This window comes from Nonomuraea sp. NPDC049684 (assembly GCF_044465345.1).
Lineage (GTDB): Bacteria > Actinomycetota > Actinomycetes > Streptosporangiales > Streptosporangiaceae > Nonomuraea.
Genome location: NZ_JBITLO010000002.1, coordinates 153,049 through 177,282, shown reverse-complemented (window position 1 = coordinate 177,282; position 24,234 = coordinate 153,049). Strand labels below are relative to the sequence as shown.

At 72.4% G+C, this 24,234-nt stretch carries 27 protein-coding genes and 1 pseudogene; 11 read left to right on the top strand and 17 right to left on the bottom strand.

What is annotated here, in order from left to right:
* Nucleotides 1-8: 8 nt before the first annotated feature.
* The 4 genes from ACIBST_RS06600 to nucS form a co-directional block, all read right to left on the bottom strand.
* Nucleotides 9-1,481: an aldehyde dehydrogenase family protein gene (locus ACIBST_RS06600; RefSeq protein WP_397169664.1), complete on the bottom strand. Its 1,473-nt coding sequence runs from the start codon at nucleotides 1,479-1,481 to the stop codon at nucleotides 9-11.
* 32 nt (nucleotides 1,482-1,513) lie between these two features.
* Nucleotides 1,514-2,071 (bottom strand): GNAT family N-acetyltransferase, encoded by a 558-nt coding sequence (locus ACIBST_RS06595; protein ID WP_397169663.1) that lies wholly within the window; start codon nucleotides 2,069-2,071, stop codon nucleotides 1,514-1,516.
* Nucleotides 2,072-2,074: 3 nt separating this feature from the next.
* Nucleotides 2,075-3,376, bottom strand: coding sequence for a carotenoid oxygenase family protein (locus ACIBST_RS06590; protein ID WP_397169662.1), 1,302 nt, complete (start codon nucleotides 3,374-3,376; stop codon nucleotides 2,075-2,077).
* Nucleotides 3,377-3,482: 106 nt separating this feature from the next.
* A complete protein-coding gene (gene nucS, locus ACIBST_RS06585; RefSeq protein ID WP_397169660.1) occupies nucleotides 3,483-4,145 on the bottom strand; it encodes an endonuclease NucS in 663 nt (220 codons plus the stop codon).
* A gap of 36 nt (nucleotides 4,146-4,181) precedes the next feature.
* Here nucS and ACIBST_RS06580 point away from each other — a divergent pair, with 36 nt between their 5' ends.
* Genes ACIBST_RS06580 through ACIBST_RS06570 form a run of 3 tightly spaced genes read left to right on the top strand, consistent with a single transcriptional unit; the run spans nucleotide 4,182 to nucleotide 6,632 of the window.
* Nucleotides 4,182-5,630 carry a 3-hydroxyacyl-CoA dehydrogenase family protein gene (locus ACIBST_RS06580; RefSeq protein WP_397169658.1) on the top strand — a complete coding sequence of 483 codons (1,449 nt, stop codon included), beginning with the start codon at nucleotides 4,182-4,184 and terminating at the stop codon, nucleotides 5,628-5,630.
* Nucleotides 5,627-5,917, top strand: a complete 291-nt coding sequence (locus tag ACIBST_RS06575) for an ATP/GTP-binding protein (protein WP_357971071.1) — start codon at nucleotides 5,627-5,629, stop codon at nucleotides 5,915-5,917. Before ACIBST_RS06580 ends, ACIBST_RS06575 begins: the two co-directional genes overlap by 4 nt.
* A 10-nt stretch (nucleotides 5,918-5,927) precedes the next feature.
* Nucleotides 5,928-6,632 carry an alpha/beta hydrolase gene (locus tag ACIBST_RS06570; RefSeq protein ID WP_352324290.1) on the top strand — a complete coding sequence of 235 codons (705 nt, stop codon included), beginning with the start codon at nucleotides 5,928-5,930 and terminating at the stop codon, nucleotides 6,630-6,632.
* On the opposite strand, the gene ACIBST_RS06565 is transcribed toward ACIBST_RS06570, so the two are convergent.
* Nucleotides 6,595-7,722, bottom strand: coding sequence for a sensor histidine kinase (locus ACIBST_RS06565; protein WP_397169656.1), 1,128 nt, complete (start codon nucleotides 7,720-7,722; stop codon nucleotides 6,595-6,597). The genes ACIBST_RS06570 and ACIBST_RS06565 overlap by 38 nt on opposite strands.
* Nucleotides 7,723-7,766: 44 nt before the next feature.
* A pseudogene (locus ACIBST_RS06560) lies at nucleotides 7,767-8,417 on the bottom strand (response regulator transcription factor); the annotation flags it as partial.
* Nucleotides 8,418-8,540: 123 nt separating this feature from the next.
* Here ACIBST_RS06560 and ACIBST_RS06555 point away from each other — a divergent pair.
* Together ACIBST_RS06555 and ACIBST_RS06550 are read left to right on the top strand one after the other, a co-directional pair.
* The gene (locus ACIBST_RS06555) at nucleotides 8,541-8,735 is read left to right on the top strand and encodes a hypothetical protein (RefSeq protein WP_397169654.1); all 195 of its coding nucleotides are present in this window, start codon (nucleotides 8,541-8,543) and stop codon (nucleotides 8,733-8,735) included.
* Nucleotides 8,736-8,810: 75 nt separating this feature from the next.
* Nucleotides 8,811-9,572: an SDR family NAD(P)-dependent oxidoreductase gene (locus ACIBST_RS06550; RefSeq protein ID WP_397169652.1), complete on the top strand. Its 762-nt coding sequence runs from the start codon at nucleotides 8,811-8,813 to the stop codon at nucleotides 9,570-9,572.
* Between the two features lie 20 nt (nucleotides 9,573-9,592).
* On the opposite strand, the gene ACIBST_RS06545 is transcribed toward ACIBST_RS06550, so the two are convergent.
* Entirely contained in the window at nucleotides 9,593-10,036 is a 444-nt protein-coding gene (locus tag ACIBST_RS06545) for a CAP domain-containing protein (protein WP_397169651.1), read from the bottom strand.
* Between the two features lie 176 nt (nucleotides 10,037-10,212).
* On the opposite strand from ACIBST_RS06545, the gene ACIBST_RS06540 reads away from it, so the two are divergent.
* Nucleotides 10,213-10,965 (top strand): alpha/beta fold hydrolase, encoded by a 753-nt coding sequence (locus ACIBST_RS06540; protein ID WP_397169650.1) that lies wholly within the window; start codon nucleotides 10,213-10,215, stop codon nucleotides 10,963-10,965.
* Here the strand turns inward: ACIBST_RS06540 and ACIBST_RS06535 are convergent.
* From ACIBST_RS06535 to mce, 3 genes are all read right to left on the bottom strand, one after another.
* Nucleotides 10,925-12,055 carry an AI-2E family transporter gene (locus ACIBST_RS06535; RefSeq protein ID WP_397169648.1) on the bottom strand — a complete coding sequence of 377 codons (1,131 nt, stop codon included), beginning with the start codon at nucleotides 12,053-12,055 and terminating at the stop codon, nucleotides 10,925-10,927. The genes ACIBST_RS06540 and ACIBST_RS06535 overlap by 41 nt on opposite strands.
* Before the next feature lie 123 nt (nucleotides 12,056-12,178).
* Complete coding sequence (locus ACIBST_RS06530) at nucleotides 12,179-13,468, bottom strand: DivIVA domain-containing protein (RefSeq protein ID WP_352350042.1); 1,290 nt, start codon at nucleotides 13,466-13,468, stop codon at nucleotides 12,179-12,181.
* A gap of 191 nt (nucleotides 13,469-13,659) precedes the next feature.
* Nucleotides 13,660-14,082 carry a methylmalonyl-CoA epimerase gene (gene mce, locus ACIBST_RS06525; RefSeq protein WP_352350044.1) on the bottom strand — a complete coding sequence of 141 codons (423 nt, stop codon included), beginning with the start codon at nucleotides 14,080-14,082 and terminating at the stop codon, nucleotides 13,660-13,662.
* Nucleotides 14,083-14,168: 86 nt separating this feature from the next.
* On the opposite strand from mce, the gene ACIBST_RS06520 reads away from it, so the two are divergent.
* Complete coding sequence (locus tag ACIBST_RS06520) at nucleotides 14,169-15,350, top strand: acetyl-CoA C-acetyltransferase (protein WP_397169647.1); 1,182 nt, start codon at nucleotides 14,169-14,171, stop codon at nucleotides 15,348-15,350.
* An 82-nt stretch (nucleotides 15,351-15,432) separates the two neighbouring features.
* On the opposite strand, the gene ACIBST_RS06515 is transcribed toward ACIBST_RS06520, so the two are convergent.
* The 6 genes from ACIBST_RS06515 to ACIBST_RS06490 all read right to left on the bottom strand — a co-directional run bounded on the left by ACIBST_RS06515 (nucleotide 15,433) and on the right by ACIBST_RS06490 (nucleotide 19,602).
* Nucleotides 15,433-15,717: a hypothetical protein gene (locus ACIBST_RS06515; protein ID WP_397169645.1), complete on the bottom strand. Its 285-nt coding sequence runs from the start codon at nucleotides 15,715-15,717 to the stop codon at nucleotides 15,433-15,435.
* Entirely contained in the window at nucleotides 15,710-16,318 is a 609-nt protein-coding gene (locus tag ACIBST_RS06510; RefSeq protein WP_397169644.1) for an RNA polymerase sigma factor, read from the bottom strand. The genes ACIBST_RS06515 and ACIBST_RS06510 overlap by 8 nt, the downstream gene beginning before the upstream one ends.
* Nucleotides 16,319-16,463: 145 nt before the next feature.
* Nucleotides 16,464-16,922 (bottom strand): hypothetical protein, encoded by a 459-nt coding sequence (locus tag ACIBST_RS06505; RefSeq protein WP_397169642.1) that lies wholly within the window; start codon nucleotides 16,920-16,922, stop codon nucleotides 16,464-16,466.
* Nucleotides 16,923-17,157: 235 nt separating this feature from the next.
* Nucleotides 17,158-17,310 (bottom strand): hypothetical protein, encoded by a 153-nt coding sequence (locus tag ACIBST_RS06500; protein WP_397169640.1) that lies wholly within the window; start codon nucleotides 17,308-17,310, stop codon nucleotides 17,158-17,160.
* Between the two features lie 229 nt (nucleotides 17,311-17,539).
* The gene (locus tag ACIBST_RS06495; protein ID WP_397169638.1) at nucleotides 17,540-18,211 is read right to left on the bottom strand and encodes a DUF4230 domain-containing protein; all 672 of its coding nucleotides are present in this window, start codon (nucleotides 18,209-18,211) and stop codon (nucleotides 17,540-17,542) included.
* A gap of 59 nt (nucleotides 18,212-18,270) precedes the next feature.
* Complete coding sequence (locus ACIBST_RS06490) at nucleotides 18,271-19,602, bottom strand: hypothetical protein (protein ID WP_397169637.1); 1,332 nt, start codon at nucleotides 19,600-19,602, stop codon at nucleotides 18,271-18,273.
* Nucleotides 19,603-19,831: 229 nt separating this feature from the next.
* Between ACIBST_RS06490 and ACIBST_RS06485 the strand changes: the two genes are divergently transcribed.
* Genes ACIBST_RS06485 through ACIBST_RS06470 form a run of 4 tightly spaced genes read left to right on the top strand, consistent with a single transcriptional unit; the run spans nucleotide 19,832 to nucleotide 23,410 of the window.
* Nucleotides 19,832-20,383 carry a MarR family winged helix-turn-helix transcriptional regulator gene (locus ACIBST_RS06485; protein WP_397169636.1) on the top strand — a complete coding sequence of 184 codons (552 nt, stop codon included), beginning with the start codon at nucleotides 19,832-19,834 and terminating at the stop codon, nucleotides 20,381-20,383.
* Nucleotides 20,367-21,305, top strand: a complete 939-nt coding sequence (locus ACIBST_RS06480) for a tetratricopeptide repeat protein (RefSeq protein ID WP_397169635.1) — start codon at nucleotides 20,367-20,369, stop codon at nucleotides 21,303-21,305. The genes ACIBST_RS06485 and ACIBST_RS06480 overlap by 17 nt, the downstream gene beginning before the upstream one ends.
* A 9-nt stretch (nucleotides 21,306-21,314) precedes the next feature.
* Entirely contained in the window at nucleotides 21,315-21,944 is a 630-nt protein-coding gene (locus ACIBST_RS06475) for an AAA family ATPase (RefSeq protein WP_397169633.1), read from the top strand.
* A gap of 56 nt (nucleotides 21,945-22,000) precedes the next feature.
* A complete protein-coding gene (locus tag ACIBST_RS06470) occupies nucleotides 22,001-23,410 on the top strand; it encodes an NAD-dependent malic enzyme (RefSeq protein ID WP_357971089.1) in 1,410 nt (469 codons plus the stop codon).
* 337 nt (nucleotides 23,411-23,747) lie between these two features.
* Here the strand turns inward: ACIBST_RS06470 and ACIBST_RS06465 are convergent, their stop codons facing one another.
* Complete coding sequence (locus tag ACIBST_RS06465) at nucleotides 23,748-24,233, bottom strand: hypothetical protein (RefSeq protein ID WP_397169631.1); 486 nt, start codon at nucleotides 24,231-24,233, stop codon at nucleotides 23,748-23,750.
* Nucleotide 24,234: the final 1 nt, after the last annotated feature.

Below are 24,234 nucleotides of genomic sequence, written 5' to 3'. Positions count from 1 at the left end.
CGCGATGATTATCTTTTACGTCGTCCGTGCAAGAACGTGACAAGCCTGATCAGTCGCTCAAGCTCGTCGGGCCCCCTCCTGAACGAGGTCAGGTTCATGCCGGGCAGGGCGAAGCGCTGCCGGGAGACCGCCTTCGGCCTGGTGAACTCGCGCAGGCCGTCGGCTCCGTGGATGCGGCCGAACCCCGAGTCGCCGACCCCGCCGAACGGCAGCGCGGGCACCCCGGCGAAGGAGATGACCGAGTTGACGGCGGTCATCCCGGTGCGCATCGCCCGCGCCAGCCGCGTCGCCCGGCGGGCGTCCCGCGAGAAGATCGTGCCCGCCAGCCCGTACGCCGAGGCGTTGGCCAGCTCCAGCGCCTCCTGCGCGTCGCGGGTGCGCCGGACGGTGATCGTCGGCCCGAACGTCTCCTCGCGGACGGCCGGGGAGTCCTCGGGCACGTCCGCCACGATGACCGGGTCGATGAACGGCGCCCGTACCGAGCCGGGGCCGCCGATCACCACTTTTCCGGACTTGGTGGCGTCGTCGATGTGCCGCCGGATGATGTCGATCTGGGCGGGCATGGTGATCGGGCCGTAGTCCTGGCCGGCCTTGACCCCGGCGGCCCGCTCCGACAGCTCCCGCATGAACGGCTCGTACACCGCGTCCACCACGTAGACCCGCTCGACGCCCGCGCAGGTCTGGCCCGCGTTCGACATCGCGCCCCACAGGCAGGCGTCGGCCGCGGCGGGCAGGTCGGCGTCGGCGTCCACGATGAAGGCGTCCTTGCCGCCGCACTCGGCCACGATGGGCGTCAGGTTCTCCGCGCACGCCGCCATGACCCGCTTGGCGGTGGCGGTCGAGCCGGTGAAGGCCACCTTCCGCACCCGGGGGTCGGCGGCCAGCGCCGCGCCGGTCTCGCCGAGCCCGGTCACCGTCTGCAGCACCGGCTGCTCGGGCACCGACTCGGCGAACAGCTCCGCCAGCCGCACGCCCACGCCCGGGGTGAGCTCGCTGGGCTTGAACACGACCGCGTTGCCGGCGGCCAGCGCGTACGCGATGGACCCCATGGGAGTGAACACCGGGTAGTTCCACGGGCCGATCACGCCGACCGCGCCGAGCGGCAGGTATTCCAGGGTGGCGGCCAGGTTGAGGCCCATCATGCCGGTCGCCACGCGGCGGCGGCCCAGCACCTTGGCGGCGTTGCGGGCCGCCCAGTCGAGGTGCGTGACGGCCAGCACGATCTCCAGCGTGGCGTCGCCCACCGGCTTGCCGGTCTCCTCGTGCACCAGCGCGGCCAGCTCCCGCAGGGCCCGCGTGATGACCGCCTTGTAGTCGAGCAGGCGGCGCCTGCGCTCGCCCGCGGGCAGGGCCGCCCACCACTCCGCGGCCGCCTCGGCCCTGGTCACGGCCTCGCGCACGGCCCGGGCGTCGTTCTTGGGATGACTGCCGACGACCTCGCCGGTAGCCGGGTTCAGTGAGTCGAACGTCAGCGTGGTCATGACGTCACGATAAACCGGTAAGCCGTCGCTTACTAGCGCCGGGGCGGGCGCAGCATCCCCCACACCGGCGGCCCGTCCGGCAGCGTGAACCGCTCGGTGACCGCGAACCCGAACCGCTCGTAGAAGGGCACGTTCGACTCCTTGCTGCTCTCCAGGTAGACGGGCAGGCCGCCGCACCTGGCCAGGCCCGCGCGCAGCAGCGCGCCGCCCACGCCGGTGCCCTGGAGCTCGGGCACGGTGCCGAGCTGGGCCAGGTACCAGTAGGGGCCGGCGGGCTTGTGCCGGGCGAACTCCTCCTCCAGCAGCAAGCCCTGGCGCACCCGGTCGCCCATGGCCGCCACCAGGCCGGGCACGGCCGCCTCCGCGTCGGCCCGGTGGCCCGGCGGGTCCCACAGCGCGACCCCCGCCACGGCGCCGCCCCCGCTGAGCGCCGTATCGGTGAACGCGTGCATGTGACGGGCGATCGTGGCGAACATCCCCGCCGCGCCGCGACCGCCGGGCAGCAGCCAGCCGACCACCGGATCGTCGTGGAAGGCCCTGGCCAGCGCGTCGCCGGCGGCGTCGAAGTCGCCGGACTGCCTGATCTCCACCCGTCAGCCCTCCGCGAACCACGAGCCGTGGAAGCCCGCCGGCACCCGCCTGGGCAGCCGCACCGACGCGACGCCGGACAGGTCGCCGGCGTCCAGCACCAGCAGCTCGGACGACTCCCCGGAGGTGACGATCGACAGCAGCCACCCATCGTCCTCGCCCGTGGCCCCCTCGGCCGGCACGAACACGGCCTCGCCGGTGGCGCCGCCGGTCTTCCTGACCTGGGCCGAGCCGTCGCGCAGGTCGTACTTGACGACGGCGTCGGCGCCCACCGTGTAGAGGTGGCGGCTGGGCCGGCCGAGCAGGTCCTCGTTGAACGTGGGGAACTCCACGCCGCGGTCGTCCAGCGCCTCCTCCGTGGCCGTGCCGGTGGCCGGGGCGAGGGTCCAGCGGTGCAGGGAGGCAGCGCCGGCGGCGCCCGCGTGCCGGGCCGGGTCGGCGGCGCCGCCGATCTGCTTCCAGACGGCGGACCACGCGCCGGGGGAGTAGCGGGCGGCGTTCAGGACGACGCGCCCCCGCTCGTCCTCCCAGGCGTTGCCGACGTGGAACACGTAGCAGGGGTCGACGTCGAACCAGCGGGTCGGGCCGCCCGTCCGGGGGGTGACGCCGATCCTGGCGCCGTAGTCGTCCTCCCAGGCGTACGGCATGCCGCTGCGGTTCAGGTCGAACACCACCGGCAGGTCCAGCCAGAGCAGGTGGTGCTCGGTGACGGCGAAGTCGTGCATCATCGTCGGCCCCGGCACCTCGATCTCCCTGCTCTCCACCAGCTCGCCGGCGGCCGAGAGCCGGTGGTAGGTGAGGAACGGCGGGAAGTACCCGTAGCCGAAGAAGTGCAGCTCGCCGGTGAGCGGGTCGTGCTTGGGGTGGGCGGTCATCGCGGTGGTCAGCCGCCCGCCGAAGTCGCACGGGCCCACGGTGGCCAGCTCGGGCGTCACCTCGTGTGGCAGGCCGTTCTCCACCAGCGCCAGGATGCGTCCGGCGTGCCGGACGACGTGCGTGTTGGCGGTCACCGCGGCCCGATCGACGCCGGTGTCGGTGACGAACGGCGCGTCGTCGGTGAACTTGCTGGTCCGCACCCAGCGGTTGCGGTACCACTCGGCCCGCCCGTCCCGCAGCCGGACGCCGTGCAGCATGCCGTGCCCGGCGAACCAGTGGCCGGGGTCCTCGCCCGGCCGCGGGTTGGGCCCGTTGCGGAAGTAGCGCCCGGTCAGCTCGGCGGGCAGCGCGCCGGTGACCTCCAGGTCGTGCGCCTCGATCTCGTCGGGGACGGGCGCCAGGTCGCCGCTGAGATACGCGGGAACGTCCATGAACACTCCAATCTCGATAGGTCGAAACTAGAACGTCCATGAGAGACGTGTCAACACTGGAATGTCGGGCCATGGGAAATCCCGGCCCGCTACGAGGCCGGGACGGCTAGAAGAGGGTCGGGTTCTCCGGCTCGATGCCGCGCAGGGCGTCGTAGTCGAGGGTGACGCAGTCGATGCCCCGGTCGGCGGCCAGCACGCGCGCCTGCGGCTTGATCTCCTGCGCCGCGAACACCCCGCGCACCGGCGCGAGCAGCGGATCGCGGTTGAGCAGCTCCAGGTAGCGGGTGAGCTGCTCGACGCCGTCGATCTCGCCGCGCCGCTTGATCTCGATGGCCACCGTCGCGCCCAGCGCGTCGCGGCACAGGATGTCGACCGGACCGATGGCCGTCATGTACTCGCGGCGGATCAGCGAGTAGCCCTCGCCCAGGGTCGTGATGTGCTCGGCCAGCAGCTCCTGGAGGTGGGCCTCCACGCCGTCCTTGATCAGGCCGGGGTCGACGCCCAGCTCGTGGCTGGAGTCGTGGATGATCTCCTCCATCGTCAGGACCAGCTTCTCGCCGGTCTTGCCGTGGGTGACCGTCCAGGTGCCGCCGTCCTCCTTGAGCTTGCACGGCGGGTTCATCCAGTTGAGCGGTTTGAAGGCGCGGTCGTCGGCGTGGATGCTGACGCTCCCGTCCGCCTTGATGAGGACGAGCCTCGGCGCCATCGGCAGATGCGCCGTGAGCCGTCCGATGTAATCCACGCTGCACCGCGCGATGACCAGCCGCATGACGGTCCACCTTAGCGGCTCTGGAAAACTGGTCGCATGGCGTTTGAAACGGTGGGAGTTGTCGGGCTCGGCACGATGGGCGCCGGGATCGCCGAGGTCTTCGCGCGTGCCGGGCTCCGGGTGATCGGCGTCGAGGCCGACGTCGAGGCGCTGGCCAGAGGCCGCGGGCACGTCGAGCGCTCCACGACCAGGGCGGCCGACCGGGGCAAGCTGACGGCCGCGCAGCGGGCCGAGATCCTTGGGCGCATCACGCTGACCACCTCGCGCGAGGACCTGCGCGAGGCCGACCTCGTGATCGAGGCGATCCCCGAGGTGCTCGACCTGAAGATCTCGCTGTTCCGGGACCTCGACCGGATCTGCAAGCCCGGGACGGTGCTGGCCACCAACACCTCCTCGCTGCCGGTCACCGCCGTCGCCGCCGCCACGGGCCGGCCCGGGCGCGTGGTCGGCATGCACTTCTTCAACCCGGCGCCGGTCATGCGGCTGGTCGAGGTGGTGGGCACGGTGGTGACCGCGCCCGGAGTCGTCTCGGAGATCTGCGAGCTGGCCGGGCGGCTGGGCAAGACCGCCGTGCCGGTGGGCGACCGGGCCGGGTTCGTGGTCAACCGGCTGCTGCTGCCGTATCTGAACCACGCCGCCGTCCTGCTGGAGCTGGGCATCGCCACGCGCGACGGCATCGACGACGCGATGCGGCTGGGCGTGGGGCTGCCGATGGGGCCGTTCGCGCTGCTCGACCTGATCGGGCTGGACACCGCGCACGAGGTGATGGAGGTGCTGTTCGACGAGACGCGCGACCGTCGGCACGCGCCCTCGCCGCTGCTGCGCGAGCTGGTCACCGCCGGGCGGCTCGGCCGCAAGAGCGGCCACGGCTTCTACGGGCCGCAGGAGCCGCCCAAGGAGCCGGAGAAGTCCACGGTCATCACGTTCGGCATCGACGGGCCCGACGTCCACGGGCTCGGCGAGCGGTTGCGGGCCTCCGGGTTCGGGCCGTCCGACGCGCCCGACACCGTGCTGCGCTGCACCGACCGTCCGGTGATCGAGCACGCCGTACGCCTGTCCGACCCCAGCAGGATGGTCGGCGTGCACGTCGTCGGCGACAAGGTGGCCGAGCTGGCCGGCACCGCGCTCACCTCGCCCGGGGCCGCCAAGGCGGCGCGCGACCTGATGCGGGTCGCCGGTCTGGTGCCCGTCCCGTGCAAGGACCGGGCCGGGTTCGTGGCCGACGCGCTGCTGTTCCCCTACCTCAACGACGCCGTCCGCATGTACGACGCCGGCTACGCCTCCATCGCCGACATCGACGCCGCCATGCGGCTGGGCTGCGGCTATCCGGCCGGCCCGTTCGAGATGCTGGGCTACCTCGGCCTGGCCAGGGTCCGCGACGGCCTCAGGGCCCTCTACGCCGAGTACCGCGAGCCCGCCTTCGCCCCCGCCCCCCTGCTCGACCAGCTCGTCACGGCCGGTGTGGGCGAGTTCCCCCGCTCATGAGCCCCCGCCGCGCCCGCCGGAGGGACGACTCCCGCCCTCTCGGCCTTCCCACCGGCAACGACAAGGTGGAGGAATGGCCGGACGGCGACTGGAAGGTGCGCATGCTCACGGGCGCGTCCTCGACCAAGACCTACCGCTGCCCCGGCTGCGACCAGGAGATCCTGGGCGGCAGGCCGCACCTGGTCGCCTGGCCCGACTGGCCGGGCGGCGACGAGGAGCGCCGCCACTGGCACCCGGCCTGCTGGCGCAAGAGACTCGACCGCGGCCCCGGCCGCAGCCGCTACTAGGAGGACCCCCGTGGAGATTCGCGCGGCCACCGTGCTGCCCGCCAGGCGTGAACCGATCGAGCTGCAGACGGCCGACGGCCTGACCCTGGTCGGCGAGCTGGCCCAGCCCCTCGACCGGCCGCCCGTGGCGACGCTGGTGACCCTGCACCCGCTGCCCACCCACGGCGGGTTCATGGACAGCCACGTCTACAAGAAGGCCGCCAACCGGCTGCCCGCGCTCGCCGACCTCGCCGTGCTGCGCTTCAACACCCGCGGCACCAGCTCCGAACGCGGCACCTCCGGGGGCGCCTTCGACGGCGGCGAGGGCGAGCGGTTCGACGTGGCGGCGGCGCTGGAGTACGCAGAGTTCAACGACCTGCCGCGGGTGTGGGTGGTGGGCTGGTCCTTCGGCACCGAGCTGACCCTGAAGTGGGCCCACGACCCCCTGGTCGAGGGCGCGATCCTGCTCTCGCCGCCGCTCCACAGGGCCACCGACGACGACCTCGACGCCTGGGCCCGGTTCGGCCGGCCGCTGGTGGCGATGGTGCCCGAGTTCGACGACTACCTGCGTCCGGAGGAGGCCCGGCGGCGCTTCGCCAGGGTGCCGCAGGCCGAGGTCATCGGGGTCGACGGCGCCAAGCACCTGTGGGTGGGCGAGCCGTACGTCCGGATCGTGCTGAACGAGATCGTCCGGCGGGTCAATCCGGCGGCGTACCCGCTGCCGACGGACATCTGACGGTCACCTCCAGCCCGCCCTGCGGCCGCGCGACCACCTCCAGCGTGCCGAGATGGGCCTGGACGACGGCGGCGACGATCGACAGGCCGAGCCCCAGCCCGTCGCCCGTCGCCCGGCGGCCGCCCGCCAGGCGCTGGAACGGCTGGAGCAGCGTCGCGACCCGGTCGGGCGGGATCACCGGGCCGCTGTTGGCGACGCTGAGCGTGGCCAGGCCCGCCGCCACGCCGGTGGTCACCGTGATCCAGCCGTCCGGCACGTTGTGCCGCGCCGCGTTGTCCAGCAGGTTCACGACCAGGCGTTCGAGCAGGTCGCGGTCGCCGGAGGCGGGCGCGGGCCGCAGCGCCGCCTCCACGCGCAGCGGTGAGTCCGGCCGCCGGTCGAGCGCCTGCCCGGCGACGGCGGCGAGGTCCAGCGGCTCCCGGTGGTCCAGCCCCTGCTGGCTCCTGGCCAGGACGAGCAGCGCCTCGATGAGCCGTTCCTGGTGCCGGCCGGCCGCCAGCAGGCGGTCGAGGACGCGGCGCAGCTCGGCGGCGCCGGCGTCCGGGTCGGCCAGCGCGACCTCGGCCATGGCGCGTTGCAGGGTCAGCGGGGTGCGCAGCTCGTGGGAGGCGTTGGCCACGAACCGGCGTTGCGCGGTGAAGGCGGCCTCCAGCCGGTCGAGCAGGTCGTCGAAGGTGTCGGCCAGCTCCTTCAGCTCGTCGTCCGGGCCGGCGGCGGCCAGCCGCCGGTCGAGCCGGTCGGCCGTGATGCGCCGGACGGTCGCCGTCATGTCCCGTAACGGGCGCAGCACCCGTCCGGCCGTCAACCGGCCCAGCAGCACCGACGCGAACGCCATGACCACCAGGGCGATCGCCGAGTTGACCAGCAGCCTGCGCAGCCCGGCCGCCTGCTGCTCGGCCAGGTACGCCACGTCCGCCCGCGGCTGCGGCACGACCTGGCCGGGCACCGGGGGCAGGACGGGCGCGACCGGCGCGGCAGGGAACGGCGAGTGCGCGACCAGCAGGTAGATCAGCGCGACGAGCAGCAGCCCGGCGGCCAGGAACAGGCCGCTGTAGAGCAGCGTCAGCCGCAGCCCCACGGTCCGCCGCACGCCGGGTCACCTCCGTCCGAGTCCGGCGCCCGCGCGGGGCCGGCCATCCGGTACCCGGCCTGCGGCACGGTCTCGATCAGCGGCGGGTCGCCGAGCTTGCGGCGCAACCGGCTGACCGTGACCTTCACGGTCTGGGTGAACGGGTCGGCGAACTCGTCCCACCCGCGTTCGAGCAGCTGCTCGGCCGAGACGACCGCGCCGCCCGCCGACAGCAGCAGCTCCAGCACCGCGAACTCCTTCGGGCTGAGCGCCAGCCGGCGCCCGTCGCGGGTGGCCAGCCGCGCGGCCGGGTCGAGCCGCAGCCCGCCGTGGACCAGCACCGCGGGCAGCGCCGGACGCGCCCGCCTGGCCAGCGCCCGGATCCTGGCCACCAGCTCGGCGAACGCGAACGGCTTGGGCAGGTAGTCGTCGGCGCCGATGCCCAGCCCGCTCACCCGGTCGTCGATGGTCCCGGCGGCGGTGAGCATCAGCACGCGCGCCGGATGGCCGCCGGCGGCCAGGCTGCGGCACACGTCGTCGCCGTGCAGGCCGGGCAGGTCGCGGTCGAGCACGACCACGTCGTAGTCGTTGACGGACGTGCGTTCCAGCCCGGCGGGCCCGTCCAGCGCCACGTCGATGGCCATGCCCTCGCGGCGCAGGCCGGCGGCCACGGTGTGGGCGAGCTCCTCGTGGTCTTCGACGATCAGCACCCTCATGGTCCGCCCAGCATGCCCAGAGCGGGGTTACAGCGGGGTAACCGCCGTCGTTCCCGGGCGGTAACCGGGGGCGGGGTTCGCTGGGAGCGTCGGAAAGCGTCGGACGAAAGCGGAGGAGTCATCATGAAGGGTTCGATCACCGGGCGGGTGGTCCTGGCCGCCCTGGTCTTCGCCGCCGTGACGGGCGGGGCGGCGGCGTCGTACGGGGAGAGCGGGCCGGACGACGGCGGGAAGGCGTTCACCGCCTGCGTGCGCGCGCACGGGCTGCCGGCAGCGCCGCAGGCTCCGGCCGCGCCCGCGGCGCCCGTCCTGTCGTGATTTGGGGCGGTACGGGCATGGCGTGGGCCGGGCAAGCTTTGTAGAATCTTGTTCGGTTCCGAGCGAGGAGGCAGTGTGGGCGCGTTCGACCTGTCCGGCAGGACGGCTCTGGTCACCGGGGCGTCGAAGGGCATCGGGCGGGCCATCGCGCTCGCCTACGCCGCGGCGGGCGCCGACGTCGCCCTGGTCAGCAGGTCGGCCGAGCCCCTGGCCGAGGTGGCCAAGGAGGTCCAGGCGCTCGGCAGGCGGGCCGTCGTGATCCCGGCCGACCTCACCGACCGCGCGGCGGCCGCCGCGGCCGTCGCCGCCTCGATCGACGGGCTCGGGCACCTCGACGTCGTCGTCAACAACGCCGGCGGCTCGAACTTCCTGGTCGAGTTCAAGGACCTGCGCCTGTCCGGCTGGGACAAGCTGATGCGGCTCAACCTCGACTCCGCCATGGCCGTCTGCCATGCCGTCGCGCCCCACCTGCTGGGCCGCGGCTCCGGCTCGGTGATCAACGTGGCCTCGGTGGCGGCGCGCGGCGCGCCGCTGCTCGCCCCGTACGCCGCCGCCAAGGCCGGGCTGGTGGCCCTGACCAAGACGCTGGCGGCCGAGTGGGCGCCGGCGGGCGTCCGGGTCAACGCCCTGTGCCCCGGCTGGACGGCCACCGACCTCAACCGCAACCTGTGGCAGGACGAGGCCGCCGCCGCGGCCACGGTCGCCGGCGTGCCGATGCGGCGCTGGGGCACGCCGGAGGAGATGGCCCAGCCGGCCGTGTTCCTGGCCGGGGAGGCGTCGGCGTACATGACCGGGCAGGTGCTGTTCGTCGACGGCGGGGCCACCGCGATCGGCTGACCCCCCGTGCGCCTGGGGCCTCAGACGGCCCCGGGCTCGCCCGGCGGCTCGAACACGAGGACGACGTACGTCTCGAACGACCGGCCGCCGTTTCCCGCCACGCGGCCGGCGCCCATCCGGGTGGTGCCCGCCCGGACGAGCCGGCCGAAGTCGCCGGTGGCCTCCGCCCGGCTGTCACCGGCCGCCCGGTCGTGCCAGGCGGCGACGGCGTCCCCGGCGGTGGCGTCACCGGGGTGCCAGAAGAGGCACTCGCCGGTGCCCGCGCGCAGGCCGTCGTGCCCGGCGCTCAGGCCCTCGTGCTCGGAGCGCGAGGCGGCCCTGGACCTGGCGTACCCGACCAGCAGCGGGTCCATCGTGAGCGGGGGCGCGTGGTGCTTGGCCCGGTGGGCGTTGACCTCGTTGAGCGCCTCCTGCAGGAAGGCGTTGTTGGTGGCGTCGGGGAGGGCGGGACGGGTTCCGGCCATCGCTATCACCTCGCCTGGAATTGTGCGTGCCGGCGCCACCGTAGGGCAACGTCCGGAAGCGGTCGGGCTTATCGCGGTATACCGGCATAGGTCAATAAGTGAATGTGTCCGTGAACCGGGCTACCGTGTGGTCCGTGCAGCTCTACACGAGATCGGCCGGGAGCGGACTCCCGGTTGTGCTGCTTCACGCGTTCCCGCTGTCGTCGGCGATGTGGCTGGCCCAGCGCGAAGGGCTGTCGGCCGTCTGCCGGGTCATCACCCCCGACCTGCGCGGGTTCGGCGGCTCCCGGCTGGGCGACGACGAGCCCTCCCTCGACCTGATGGCCGACGACGTCGCCCGGCTGCTCGACGACGAGGGCATCGACCGCGCGGTGGTCGGCGGCTTGTCGATGGGCGGCTACGTGACCATGGCCTTCTGCCGCCGGCACCCCGACCGGGTGCTGGGCGTGGTCCTGGCCGACACCAAGGCCGGCACCGACCCGCCCGCCGCCAGGGACAACCGGGAACGCATCGCCCGCGCCGTGCTGGACGAGGGCAGCGAGGTGCTGGTCACCGAGGTGCTGCCGGCGCTCATCGGGCCCACGACCAAGGAACGCAGGGCCATGGTGTTCGGCCGGGTCAAGGGCCTGGTGCAGTCGGCCCCGCCGGGCGCCGTGGCCTGGGCGCAACGGGCCATGGCCGCGCGTTCCGACTCCTTCGGCACGCTGGGCGAGCTCAAGGTGCCCCTGCTGATCGTGGTGGGGGAGGAGGACGAGCTGTCACCGCCCGCCGACGCCGAGGCCATGGCACGGGCCGCGCCCGACGGCCGGCTGGAGGTCATCCCCAAGGCCGGTCACCTGAGCGCGGTCGAGCAGCCGGAGGCGTTCAACGCGACGGTGGCCGAGTTCCTCAGGACCGAGCTTGGCGGGGCAGCACGATCTCCCGGATGATCAGCGCGATGGCCGCCGCCACCGGGATCGCCAGCAACGCCCCGACGATGCCGAGCAGGGCGCCGCCGAACAGCGCGGCGATCACCGTCACGGCGGGCGTCACGTCCACCGAGCGCTTCATCACCCTGGGGTAGATGAAGTAGTTCTCGACCTGCTGGTAGACGACGAAGAAGACGGCGCAGGCGATGCCGGCGGGCAGCGACTGCAGCAGCGCGACCCCGGTGACCAGCACCGCGCCGATCGTGGCGCCCACCAGCGGGATCAGGTCGGTCAGGGCCACCACGAGGGCGAGCGCGAGCGCGTACTGCACCCCGGCGATCGACAGGAAGATCCAGGTCAGCACGCCCGCGATGACCGAGATGAGCACGTTGCCCGCGACGTAGCCGCCGATGCCGGTGAGGATCTGCTCGGTGATGGCCGACGTACGCGGCCGGCGCGAGGCCGGGACGAGCTTGAGCAGGTACTCCTTGATCGTGTGCAGCGAGCCGAGGAAGTACAGCATGAGCACCAGCAGCGTCACCGTGGTGAACACGCCGTTGAGCACCACCAGCCCCGCGCCCATGATGCCGCTGGCCAGCGCGGGCCCGAGCGTGCTGGTCACGAACTGGCGCACCTGCGCCAGCACGTGGTACTCGGCCTCGATCTGGCGGACCGTCGGATGGTTGCTCAGGTCGGTGATGTAGCCGGGCACGGCCGCGATGAACTCCGACAACTGCTGGCTGACCGGCGGCACCACGGCCAGGCCGAACAGCGCGAACGCCACGACCACCCCGGTGAACACGATCGAGATCGCCGGCCGCCTGCCCAGGCCGCGCCGCTGCAACGCCTCGACCGCCGGGTTGAGGCCCACGGCCAGGAACATCGCCACGACGATGAGGATGATCGTGCTGAGCGACTTCTCGATCATCTGCGCGAGCGCGATGGCGGTCAGCACGCCCAGCCCGCCCACCAGCCCGAACAGGAACGGCCCGCGGGCGAACGGCTTGCCCGGCAGCCCGTACGGCGCCGGCTCCTCGGCGGGCCCGGCCTCCTGGGACGACTCGGGCTCCTCGGCCTCCGCGGCGGTCCTGGGCTCGGTTTCTGCGGACACGGGGGGCTCCTAGGGGGACGGGAGGTGTCGGTGAAACAGAAAGAGAGCCTAGCGACCCAAGGTCACCAGGCTCTCTCTCCAACCGTTCGCTGCCCCCGTGTGCGGTCTCCGACTAGCCCGCCGTCACTCCTGCCACCACTCCGCGTCGTCCTCGCTCTTGGCCTCGACCTTGGGAGCGGGCGTCGTGGGCGGCGCGACCGGCTCGGCGGCCGGCGCGGCGATGGCCGGCTTGGCCGGGGCCGCGGCGACCGCGGGCTCCGGCTCCAGGCCCGGCAGGGCGGCGCCGCCGAGCAGCTGGCGCAGCTGGGCCAGGTGGCTGGTGATGCTGTCGCGCTGCCTGGTCAGCTCGTCGACCTGGCGCTGCATCGTGGTGCGGGTGCGCTCGGCGTCGTTCTTCGCCTCGGTGACGATCGTCTCGGCGCTGGTCTTGGCCTCCGACATGATCGTCTCGGCGCTCTTGCGGGCGTTGGCGACGAGCTGCTTGGCGTGCAGGTCGGCCTCGCGGCGCGTCTGCTCGGCCTGCTGGGTGGCCTTCGTGGCGCGCGACTCGGCCGTGGCGGCCCGCTGCTCGGCCTCGGCGACCATCTTCTGCGTGTTGGCCTGGGCGGTGGCGTGGCGCTCGGCCTCCTGGCGCTCGGCCTCCTCCCGGCGGGAGGCGAGCTGGATCTCGAACTCGGCCTCGTCCTGGGCCCGCTTGGCCTCCGACTCCTCCAGCACCCGCTGAGCCTGCGCGCGCATCTCGTCGGCCTGCCGCTTGGCGGTGGTCAGCACCTCGTCGCGCTCGCGCTTGGTCGAGGCGCGCAGCTGCGCCACCTCGCGCTCGGTGGTGGTGCGCAGCTTGGCGATCTCGCGCTCGGCGTCGGCCCGCTTCTCGGCCACCTCGTGGTCGGCGGTGGCCCGCAGCTTGGCGGCCTCGCGCTCGGTGGTGTTGGTCAGCTCGTCGGCCTCGCGGCGGGCGGTGGAGCGGATCTCCTCGGCGTCCCGCTCGGCGGTGGAGCGCATGTCGTCGCTCTCCCGCGTGGCCTGGGCCCGCTTCTCGGCGGCCTCGGCCTCGGCGGCGGCCCGCAGGTCGGCGGCCTCGACCTTGGCGGCGGCCTTGATCTCGTTGGCCTCGGTCCGGGCGGCCTGCACGAGCTCGGTGGCCTGCTCCTCGGCCAGGCGCAGCAACTGCTCGATGCGGGCGCCGAGACCGGAGTACGTCGGACGCTCCTGCTCCTGCAGCTGGCGCTGGGAGTCGGACAGATCGCGCTGCAGGTTGGTGACCTGCTCCCTGGACTGGCGTAGCTCCAGGTCGAGCTGCTTGAGGTGGTCGTGCACCTGGTGCCGGTCGTAGCCCCTGAGCACGACGTCGAACTCGCGTGCCGGGGCGTCCTCGAAGAAGTTGTTGAGCTGGGCGTCGATGTCGGACTGCATGGAGGCTCGATCCTGGGTTGTCGAGACGGCTACACGGGCCGGACGGGGGGTTCGGGGCAGCCGAGCCAGGAGCCTGTGCCTCGCGGCAGGCTCCCTGTCCGGTGGGAAGCCAGCGTACTCCGCTGGTGCCACCTTCGGGCCCCGTCCAGCTTTCTGCGTGACTAGTTACTTATGAACGATATTTCCGTTTGTTAGCGCGAGGCCGCTTGGACCAACTCGGTGAGCATTCCTCCCACATCTTTGGGGTGCAGGAACGCGATCTGCGACCCCATCGAACCGTGACGCGGACGTTCGTCCAGCACCCTCACGCCCTTCTCGTTGATCTTAGTCATGGCCTCGGCGACGTCGGAAACCCCAAATGCCACATGATGGACACCTTCGCCCCGTTTGGCGAGGAATTTCCCCACCGGCGAGTCGTCGGAAAGCGGTTCCAGGAGCTGGATGTAGGAGCCCCCGCCCTCGCCGTCGGCGATGTGCAGCATCGCCTCCTTGACGCCCTGCGCCTCGTTGACCTCGCGGGCCACGACGGTCAGCTCGAACGTCTCCGAGAAGAACGCGATCTTCTCCTCCAGGTCGTGGCAGGCGATCCCGATGTGGTCGATGCGCATGAACATTGTGTGGCCTACCTCCATAGCGGGCGAGCTCCTACTCGTGGGTATGGTGTCAAAGAACCCCTCGTGAGCACAGGAGGCCGCCGCCAATGTCCAGTTCCGTCATCGTCGCCGGAGCTCGTACCCCCATCGGCAAGTTGCTCGGCGCCCTGTCCGGGCTGTCGGGCGTGGAGCTCGGCGGCATCGCCATCAAGGCCGCCCTGGAACGTGCCGGAGTGGCCCCCGAGGCCGTCGAGTACGTGATCATGGGCCAGGTGCTCCAGGCGGGCGCGGGCCAGATCCCCTCCCGCCAGGCCGCCGTCAAGGCCGGCATCCCGATGACCGTGCCCTCGCTGACCGTCAACAAGGTCTGCCTGTCCGGCCTCGACGCCATCGCCCTGGCCGACCAGCTCATCCGCGCCGGCGAGTTCGACATCGTGGTCGCGGGCGGCATGGAGTCCATGACCAACGCCCCCCACCTGCTGCCGGGGCTGCGCAAGGGCGTCAAGTACGGCGGCTCCGACGTGGTCGACTCCATGGCCCACGACGGCCTGTTCTGCGCCTTCGACCAGTGCGCGATGGGCGAGTCGACCGAGCGGCACAACGCCCGGCTCGGCATCGCCCGCGACGAGCAGGACGCCCTGTCGGCCCGCTCCCACCAGCTCGCCGCCGCCGCCACCAAGAACGGCGTCTTCGAGGAGGAGATCGTCCCGGTCGAGATCCCGCAGCGCCGCGGCGAGCCGGTGGTCGTCCGGGAGGACGAGGGCATCCGCGGCGACACCACCGCCGAGACGCTGGCCAAGCTGCGCCCGGCCTTCGCCGCCGACGGCACCATCACCGCCGGTTCGGCCTCGCAGATCTCCGACGGCGCGTGCGCCGTGGTGGTCATGTCGAAGGCCAAGGCCGAGGAGCTCGGGCTGCCGTGGCTGGCGGAGATCGGCCGGCACGGCAACGTGGCCGGGCCCGACGCGTCCCTGCAGTCGCAGCCGGCCAACGCCATCAAGCACGCGCTGTCCAAGCAGGGGCTGACCCCCGACGACCTCGACCTGATCGAGATCAACGAGGCGTTCGCGAGCGTGGTCCTGCAGTCGGCCAAGGAGCTCGGCGTGCCGCTGGACAAGGTGAACGTCAACGGCGGCGGCATCGCGCTCGGGCACCCGATCGGGGCCTCGGGGGCGCGGATCGTGCTGACGCTGGCCTACGAGCTGAAGCGGCGGGGCGGCGGCCTGGGGGCGGCCGGCCTGTGCGGCGGGGGCGGGCAGGGCGACGCGCTGATCATCCGCGTGCCCTGACCCGTCCTGGCCCACCCGATCGCTGTCGTCGGGTGGGCCTGTCTTCTGCCCCCTGATCGCGCGGTCGCCGGTCAGAGCGCGGTCAATGAGCCGCGCCCTTGCCCGTGTGCCGCCCGCCCGCCGGGACCAGCTCGCACACGCCGTCGGTGCACTGGCGCTGCATGCGTCCCATCGAGACGAGCTGCACCAGCGCCATCACCCAGCACGCCGGGCACCCGCGCAGGGCGATCGCCCCGACGACGGCGAGCACCAGGCTGACCGGCCCGGTCCACGGGATCAGCGCGACCGAGGCGATCAGCGCGCCGAAGCCCAGCGCGCCGCGGGCCAGGTGACGGGGGAGCGACGTCCCCGCGGTGGGCTCAGTCATGGAGGGCTCCTTGGGACAGCAGGCCGTGCACGGTCGCACGGGCGCGGTGCAGGCGGGACTTCATCGCCGGGACGCTCAGCCCGAGGGCGTCGGCGACCATGCGGCCGCTGAGCCCCTGGACGTCCCGCATGATGAGCACCCGCCGCTGGTCGGCGGGGAGTGCCGCGATGGCCTCGGCCACCCGCGCGGCCTCCAGCCGTTCGAACATCTCCTCCTCTGCCGACTGCGCGGCGGCCGAGGAGGGCGCCGGCGGCCCGGGGCGCAGCATCAGGCGGGCCCGCCTGATGCACTCGTTGCGGATGATCCGGAACATCCACGAGGCCAGCGCCCCGGACGCGCGCAGAGTGCCGATCTTGCGGTACAGGACGATCAGCGCCTCCTGGGCGGCGTCCTCGGCGTCCTCCGGCGTGGCGCACAGCGTGTGGGCGAAGCGCCGCACGTGCGGGTGGGCGCCCGACACCAGCGCGGCGATCGAGTCGGCGTCGCCGGCCCGGGCCGCGTTGATCAGCTGCTCGTCCGACCAGGCGCGCCCGCCGCCGGCCGGCTCCGGCGCCGGGGCGCCGGGCCCGGCCGCCGTGCCGAGGCGCCGGGGGTCAGCCACGTTCCTTGCTCCTTCGCCGCAGGACGACCACGCACGTGCAGATCAGTACGGCCGCAGCCCCGGCCGCGATGGCGATCACCATGACGTTCTCCCATTGTCTCGTTCCGTTGTACGGACATGAGAGGCATCGACCCCCGAAAAGGATTCAGGAGAGGCGGGTGAAGTCGGCCGTCCAGTTGGTCTCCCAGGTCGTCCCGCCGTCGGGGGAGAAGCGCTGCTCCCAGCGGCACGAATCGGCGGCGATGTCCGACCAGACGTAGGCCACCTGGATCGGCCGGCCGTCGTACACGTCGTCGCAGGTGAACAGGCCGACTCCGGTGTCGTCGAAGCGGCCCGTGACGGGCGGCAGCGACATGCCGGTGGCGCTGCCGGCCCAGTAGAGCGACCAGGTGCCGGCCGCCTTGTCGTACAGGCGTAAGGTCACCCCGGCCGAGCCCTCGCCGGGGAAGGTGACCTCGTCGATGTTGCCCGCGCCGTCCAGGACGCTCCAGCACCTGGTGTGGCCGGTGAACTCGTACCATTCGTCGCTGCCGGCCAGCGCCTTGCGCAGCCGCCGCTGCCGTGAGGTCCAGGTGCCGACGAAGAAGTCGAAGCCGTTGTCCATGCCCGGACGGTATGCGCCGATCCCTGACATCTTCCGTCAGTGGCCCGCGGATGCCGTACGAGCCCCCGCGACGTACGGCGTGAACGCGCGACACCCCGGTCCCACCAGGAACGGGACCGGGGTGTCGCTGACGCTGCGCGCGGGCCGGCCAGGAATCCGGCGCCGGGCGCGCCCCCCTAAGGGGGCATCTCAGCCCGGCCGCGAGGGAGGCTGCGGCCGGGCTGCTTGTGGACGGTCATGAAGCCAGGAACTTGGCGAAGACCGAGCGGTGGCGACGCTCGGAACGCTGTCCCTTCAGCGCTTCCCGTACGCGCCGCTGCTCGGCGGCGGCCCGACGGAGTTCGGCGGCGTGGTGCTGCATGACGGTGTACTCGAGTTCGGCGTTCATCCGATGCTCCCGCTGTTCGTGTTCCTTGTTCCCTGCACTCTTAAGACTCCTCCTAAGGCCCCTCCCGCCACATCGGGCGGATGTCCTATCTGCCGGGGTTCGGGCAGGTAGGGAGGTACTTAGGCAGGCGCGCCCATGGACTTAGGACGCCTCGGCATACCTAGGCGGGAACGCGGACGGGCCGCCCCGCCCGAGGTGGAGCGGCCCGCGGGGCAGGTAAGGACGCCCGTCAGGGCTCGTCGGTGAACTTCACGCTCACCTTGGAGAACCCGAGCGACCTGAGCATGCCGGTGAGCATCGACCTGGTGTTGGCGTCGGCCCGCGCCCGCAGGTCGCTGGCCACGGCCGCCTCGGTGATCTTCTTCTCCGCCAGCAGGTACAGCTCGCGCTGGTCGCCCGGGGAGCCCGACAGGAAGTCCTGGACGCGGTCGAGCAGGCCGCGCTGCTGGGCGAACACGTACGAGCGGCTGTTGTCCAGGTTGGGCTTCTCCAACTGGGCGCGCGGCAGGCGGACGGTGGCCTCGGTGCGCTCCTTGTTCACGGTCACCGCGCCCGCCCCCATGGCCGAGAAGTCGACATAGGCGTCGACGCCGCCCGCGCCCACGAACAGCGTGCGGGTGCCCTTGACCGCGTCGGGCAGGAAGTTGGCGTCCTTCTCCAGGTCGACGACGACCTGGAAGGTGCCCGTGGCCGCCTCGAACCGGCTGAGGTCCTTGATGGACTGCAGCAGCACCGGCTGGCTGCGGTCGACGGTCTGCTCTCCGAACGGGTTGAGCCAGGTCCAGGCCAGCCGGCCGCCCACCACGAGCAGGACCGCCAGGACGAGGAACCCCGCCGCATATCGCCACCTGCGCCGCCGCCGGGGAGCCAGGTCCGGCGACGTCGTCTGGGAAGTCGTCATGGGGCATGACTACCCGCTCGGCGATCATCATTGCCAGCCGCGGGGTGACATCTTCGTCCTCAGCCGGTGGTGCCCGCCGTGCCGGGGTCGGGATAGACCGGGTAGACGTGGCTGCTCTCGGGCGTGGCGCCGGTGGGGGGCGTGATGACGGCGGTAGGGGCCGGACCGCCGCCGAAGTGCGTGCTGGACAGGCGGCACGCCTGGAAGTCGCTGTAGAACATGCGCAGCCACTCCCTGCGCTGGTGCTCGTCGAGGCCGGAGAACCAGGACGCGGCGTACTGGTGCTCGGGCAGCGGGCCGCCGGGCAGCGGCTCGCCGCGCAGCCAGGCCATCACGATCTCCCGGTAGCCGTCGGCCGGCGTGCCGGGGCAGCGGGCGGCCAGCGCGTCGATGTACTCGTAGGCCGCCTCCTCGGCGAACCCCGCCGACAGGTCGGGCACGTGGATCGGCGCCAGGCCGTTGGAGGGCTTCAGCGGCTCGTCCAGCGGCCGCTGCTCCACCCGCGTGAACGCGGCCGGCGTGCCGGCCAGGCGCGAGGCGATCTGCGTGAACACCGCGCCCAGCTCGGTCTGCCCCGCCCGCATCCCGGGGTGCAGGCAGACCGTGATCGGCCACTCCTGGCAGGCGTAGGCGATGTCCTCGGCCGCGGCTGGCTTGGGATGGGCCAGCATCCGCGACACGCCCATGCCCGCGGCCAGCACGGCCAGCAGCGCGCACGCAAGCACCAGGGCCTGCCTGGTCACCAGCGCCGCCCAGCCGAGCAGCAGCGCGCAGGTGATGCCGAGCAGCCAGATCGTCTGGTCGAAGAACGGCGCCCCGCCCAGCCCCTGGAACAGGTCGTACGGCTCGCCCGTGCCCGGCACCAGCCGGTCGGCCAGCCCCCGGTCGTCGGCCAGCCAGGAGAAGGCGACGTAGCAGGCCAGCCCCGCGATCGGCGGCGTGAGCGCCTTGGGCACGACCCAGCCGGCCACCCACCCGATCACCGCGTAGAGCGCCAGGCCCGCCATGCCCATGCCCAGGCCGGACAGGCTGAGCCGCCCCGCCTGGTCGGTGAGCACGGTCTTGACCGCCAGCACCAGCACCGTCGCGCCGAACGAGCCCAGCACCACCACCACGATCGCCAGCGGCGCCTTGAGCGCCCGCCACGTCGTGAGCGAGCGCCCGCGCAGGGCGCGCCGCTTGCGCAGCGCCACCCACGCGGCGAACGCCGCCGCCACCGGCCCGGTCATCCGCAGCGAGCCGATGACCGCGGCCAGGATGTTCTCCCACGCGTCGACGCCGGGTATCAGGACGTTCCACGCCGCGACCAGGCCGAGAGCGAGCAGCACCGCCACTGTCACGGCCGCGCTGTGCTTCAGCTCCTCGCGTGTAACGCCCGCGTGCTCACGCACCCTGTATCCCGTTGATGTTCACCAAGCACCCCCCGTGCCCTCGGCAAAGCGGAAGAATGCCAGCCCAGACCCGTCCCCACGGCAGATGGACTTGGCTTCCGCGTCACCTTACGTGAGAGAACCATAACGGAGCGTGATGATTGACGGTCGGATTCTTGGTCAAGCGGTGAAGCCTGTCGCTCCAGGTGGCCCGACGAAACCGGGACGAGAGGCACGCTACCGTAGCGCTGTGTCCCAGCCGAAGCCGCTCAATCTGCCGTTCGATCCCATCGACCGCGCCGCGGAGAGCTGGCGTGCCCGCTTCGGGCCTTCCTCCGCGATGGCCGCGGTCACCTCGATCATGAGAGCGCAGCAGATCCTGCTGTCGCAGCTCGACTCCCTGCTCAAACCCCACGACCTCACCTTCGCCCGCTACGAGGCCCTGGTGCTGCTGACGTTCAGCCACACCGGCTCGCTGCCGCTGTGGAAGATCGGCGAACGGCTCATGGTCCACCCCACCAGCGTCACGAACACGGTGGACAGGCTGGAGAAGTCCGGGTTCGTCTGCCGCCTGCCCAATCCCCGCGACGGCCGCGGCGTGCTGGCCGAGATCACCGCCAAGGGCAGGGAGGTCGTGCGCCGGGCCACCGACGACCTGATGGCCGCCGAGTTCGGCCTCACGATGTACGTCGAGGACGAACTCCGCCAGATCTTCGACCAGCTCCGCACGCTGAGGGTGGCGGCGGGTGACTTCGCGGGCCCGTCCATGCGGCAAGATGAGGAGCATGGCGGACTTCTCTAGGCCCGGGTCGCTCTACGGAGCTGTGGACCTGGGCGCGCGCAAACAGGCACTGGAGGCCCAGGCCCGGCGGGAGGCCGCCGGTCCCCAGGGGGCCACCTCGGCCTCGGTCGTCGACGTGACCGAGGAGACGTTCACGACGGACGTCATCGACCGGTCGATGACCGTGCCGGTGGTGCTCGACCTGTGGTCGCCGAGGGCGCCCGGCAGCGCCCAGCTCAGCCCGGTGCTGGAGAAGGTGATCGGCGACCTGGGCGGCCGGGCCGTGCTGGCCAAGGTCAACGTCGACGCCAGCCCCCAGATCGCGCAGGCGCTGCGGGTGCAGGCCGTGCCGACCGTGCTGGCCATCTTCCAGGGGCAGGCCGTCACCGGCTTCCAGCAGGTGCTGCCCGAGCAGGAGGTGCGCCGCTGGCTCGACGAGCTGATGGGCGCGGTCGAGCAGTTCTACCAGGCCAACCCCGACGCCCGGCCGCCGGCGGCCGAGGAGGGGCCGCAGGCGCCCGACGGGCCGCCCGCCGACCCCGACCTGGTGGCGGCCGAGCAGGCCATCGACGCGGGCGACCTCGACGCGGCCGAGGCGGCCTACCAGCGCCTGCTGGCCCGCGTCCCCGGCGACGAGGACGCCAAGATGGGCCTGGCCGGCGTCGGGCTGATCAAGCGCACCTCCGAGGCCGACCCGGCCGAGGTGCAGCGGCGCGCCCAGGACCCGTCCGACATCGAGGCGCAGCTCCTGGCCGCCGACCTGGAGATGCTCTCCGGCGCGGTCGACGAGGCGTTCGAGCGCGTGGTGGCCGTGGTCAAGCGCACGTCGGGCGACGACCGCGACCGGGCCAGAAAGCACTTGCTCGGCCTTTTCGACGCGTTGCCGTCAGACGACCCATCTTTGGCGAAAGCGCGTAGAGCATTGGCGAGCGCCCTGTTCTAACCTGGGGGTATGCGGGTCGTCACGATCTCCGCGGCCTACGGCACGGCCGGCAGCCTCATCGGCCCGGCCGTCGCCGAACGGCTCGGCGTGCCCTTCGTCGACCGTGCCATCCCCAGCGCCGTGGCCAAGGAGCTCGGCTGCACGCTGGAGGAGGCGCTGGCCCACGACGACCGCGCCGAACACGGCCTCGGCAGGCTGCTGTCGGGCGCCATCCGGCTGCCCACGGTCACCTTCGGCGGCGTGGACATGTACGTCCCGGGCGCGATGCCGCTGCCGCCGGAGGAGTTCGTCCGGCGCACCGAGCGCATGATGAAGGAGATGGCCCTGGCCCAGGGAGGCGTCTTCCTGGGCCGTGCCGGCGCCCTGGTGCTGGCCGACCACCCCGGCGCCCTGCACGTCAGGCTCGACGCGCCGCTGAATCGCCGGGTCCGCCAGACGGCCACGCTGAGCGGCACGAGCGAGCGGGAGGCGCGGGCCGTCATCGAGGACAACGACCGGGCCAGGACGGCCTACGTCCGCCACTTCTACCGGGCGGATCCGGGTGATCCGTGCCACTATCACCTTGTGCTCGACAGCACGACGATTCCCGTCCCCGCGTGTGTCGATCTCATCGTCACCGCAGCGACGGCACTGGGTTGACCTGATGCCCCCTATCCTTGGATGACTTCTTGGTCAGTCCCGAAGGAGCGATTGACGTGGCGACCGTCCCGAGTGTGTCGTACTCCATAACCGTGCGTCTCGAGGTGCCCGCAGGCGGCAAGGCCGTGAGCCAGCTCACCCACGCCGTAGAGTCGGCCGGAGGCGTGGTGACCGCCCTCGACGTCACCAACGCGGGCCACGAGAAGCTCCGCATCGACGTCACCTGCGCCGCGCGCGACACCGACCACGCGCAGGCCATCGTCGACCAGCTGGAGGCGGTCGAGGGCGTCGTCATCCACAAGGTCTCCGACCGCACGTTCCTCATGCACCTCGGCGGCAAGATCGAGATGAAGTCGAAGGTGCCGCTGCGCAACCGCGACGAGCTGTCCATGGCCTACACCCCGGGCGTGGCGCGCGTGTCGATGGCCATCGCCAGGAACAAGGAGGACGCGCGGCGCCTGACGATCAAGCGCAACTCGGTGGCCGTGGTCACCGACGGGTCGGCGGTGCTGGGCCTGGGCAACATCGGGCCGGAGGCCGCGCTGCCGGTCATGGAGGGCAAGGCCGCCCTGTTCAAGCGGTTCGCGGGCATCGACGCCTGGCCCATCTGCCTCGACACCCAGGACGTCGACGAGATCGTCCGCACGGTGCAGCTCATCGCGCCCGGGTTCGGCGGCATCAACCTGGAGGACATCGGCGCGCCGCGCTGCTTCGAGGTCGAGCGCCGGCTGCGCGAGCTGCTGGACATCCCGGTCTTCCACGACGACCAGCACGGCACCGCGATCTGCGTGCTGGCGGCGCTGACCAACGCGCTGCGCGTGGTGAACAAGTCCATCGAGAACGTCAAGATCACGATGGCCGGCGCCGGCGCGGCCGGGAACGCGGTGCTGCGGCTGCTGCTGGCCGCCGGCGCCCGCAACGTGGTCGTCTGCGACTACCTGGGCGCCGTGCACAAGGGCCGCGACGACCTCGACGACTCGCTGCGCTGGATCGCCGAGCACACCAACGCCGACGGCTACGCGGGCGACCTGCGCGGCGCGGTCAAGGACGCCGACGTGTTCGTGGGCGTGTCCGCGCCCGGCATCCTGACCGGCGACGACATCGCGACGATGGCCAAGGACTCCGTGGTGTTCGCGCTGGCCAACCCCGAGCCCGAGGTCTCGCCCGACGACGCGCGCGAGCACGCCGCCGTGGTGGCGACCGGCCGCTCCGACTACCCCAACCAGATCAACAACGTGCTGGCCTTCCCGGGCGTGTTCCGCGGCCTGCTCGACGCGCAGGCCGGCGGGGTGACGCAGGAGATGCTGCTGGCCGCAGCGGGCGCGCTGGCGGCCGTGGTGACCCCGGAGGAGCTGGGCCCCAACTACATCGTGCCGAGCGTCTTCCATCCCGACGTGGCGACGGCGGTGGCCGCCGCGGTCCGCGAGAGCGCCGGCGGCCGGGCCCGCGGCTTCACCGAGGCGTGATCCCGCCCGGGGCCGGTTCCGACCCGGTCCGGCCCCGGCGAGCACCCCACCCGGAGGGCCCACAGAGCGCACCGTCACGGCGGCGCGCCGGTGAAGGGTCAGAGGGCGTGCCCTGGAAGGCCACCAGCCGAAGTACGGCGGGTGGCTGGACCACGCGAAGCCGTAAGGACAGAAAAACGCGAAGGGCCCGCGCGGACGGAACCCCAAAACGGAGGTCCGTGAAGGCGGAGGCTCCTGAGGGCCAGAGGTCCGTGAAGTCGGAGGTCCCGTGAAGGCGGAAGCTCCTGAGGGGCGGAAGCCCCTGAAAGCGGAGGCTTCTGAAGGCGCGGAGAGCTGTCTACGTGTGGGTTACGGCGGGGATGAGGCGGTAGCTCTCCTGGAAGACCAGGTTGTGGGCGTCGGCGGCGGCGATGGCGCGCAGGGTGGTGAGCTGGCCCGCCGCGTCCGAGTGGTCGAAGACGTTCAGCGGCCAGTCGCCGACGGTGTTGCCGCGCAGGTGCGGGTGGTGGAAGTCGGCGCCGTAGTGGGCCACGATCGCGATCGGCAGGATGTCCTTGTCGCGCTGCTCCGGCCACGTGAGCGACCACATGGCGTTGAGCCCGCCCTCCTGCGACCTGGTGAGCCCGCTGGCCACCACCTGCCCGGTGCCGAGGAGCAGGTCGGCGTTGAACTCGTCCAGCGTCGCCCGCGCCACCGGGTCGAGCAGCTCGACCGCCGTGGCGAACAGGCGTTCCTTGTCCTCCCGCGCGGTGACGCCGCCGTGGACGCCGTCGCGCAGGTCGGTGAAATGCCTGATCAGGGCCTCGTTCATGGCAGTGCGCATG

What these genes read in the sequence shown, in the direction of transcription:
- ACIBST_RS06530 (WP_352350042.1), bottom strand. Translation starts at nt 13,468, where the DNA reads ATGCAGTCCGACATCGACGCCCAGCTCAACAACTTCTTCGAGGACGCC.
- ACIBST_RS06575 (WP_357971071.1), top strand. Translation starts at nt 5,627, where the DNA reads ATGAGCCCCCGCCGCGCCCGCCGGAGGGACGACTCCCGCCCTCTCGGC.
- mce (WP_352350044.1), bottom strand. Translation starts at nt 14,082, where the DNA reads ATGTTCATGCGCATCGACCACATCGGGATCGCCTGCCACGACCTGGAG.
- ACIBST_RS06580 (WP_397169658.1), top strand. Translation starts at nt 4,182, where the DNA reads ATGGCGTTTGAAACGGTGGGAGTTGTCGGGCTCGGCACGATGGGCGCC.
- ACIBST_RS06545 (WP_397169651.1), bottom strand. Translation starts at nt 10,036, where the DNA reads ATGGCCGGAACCCGTCCCGCCCTCCCCGACGCCACCAACAACGCCTTC.
- ACIBST_RS06480 (WP_397169635.1), top strand. Translation starts at nt 20,367, where the DNA reads ATGGCGGACTTCTCTAGGCCCGGGTCGCTCTACGGAGCTGTGGACCTG.
- ACIBST_RS06520 (WP_397169647.1), top strand. Translation starts at nt 14,169, where the DNA reads ATGTCCAGTTCCGTCATCGTCGCCGGAGCTCGTACCCCCATCGGCAAG.
- nucS (WP_397169660.1), bottom strand. Translation starts at nt 4,145, where the DNA reads ATGCGGCTGGTCATCGCGCGGTGCAGCGTGGATTACATCGGACGGCTC.
- ACIBST_RS06475 (WP_397169633.1), top strand. Translation starts at nt 21,315, where the DNA reads ATGCGGGTCGTCACGATCTCCGCGGCCTACGGCACGGCCGGCAGCCTC.
- ACIBST_RS06600 (WP_397169664.1), bottom strand. Translation starts at nt 1,481, where the DNA reads ATGACCACGCTGACGTTCGACTCACTGAACCCGGCTACCGGCGAGGTC.
- ACIBST_RS06500 (WP_397169640.1), bottom strand. Translation starts at nt 17,310, where the DNA reads ATGAACGCCGAACTCGAGTACACCGTCATGCAGCACCACGCCGCCGAA.
- ACIBST_RS06590 (WP_397169662.1), bottom strand. Translation starts at nt 3,376, where the DNA reads ATGGACGTTCCCGCGTATCTCAGCGGCGACCTGGCGCCCGTCCCCGAC.
- ACIBST_RS06495 (WP_397169638.1), bottom strand. Translation starts at nt 18,211, where the DNA reads ATGACGACTTCCCAGACGACGTCGCCGGACCTGGCTCCCCGGCGGCGG.
- ACIBST_RS06465 (WP_397169631.1), bottom strand. Translation starts at nt 24,233, where the DNA reads ATGCGCACTGCCATGAACGAGGCCCTGATCAGGCATTTCACCGACCTG.
- ACIBST_RS06555 (WP_397169654.1), top strand. Translation starts at nt 8,541, where the DNA reads ATGAAGGGTTCGATCACCGGGCGGGTGGTCCTGGCCGCCCTGGTCTTC.
- ACIBST_RS06505 (WP_397169642.1), bottom strand. Translation starts at nt 16,922, where the DNA reads ATGGACAACGGCTTCGACTTCTTCGTCGGCACCTGGACCTCACGGCAG.
- ACIBST_RS06515 (WP_397169645.1), bottom strand. Translation starts at nt 15,717, where the DNA reads ATGACTGAGCCCACCGCGGGGACGTCGCTCCCCCGTCACCTGGCCCGC.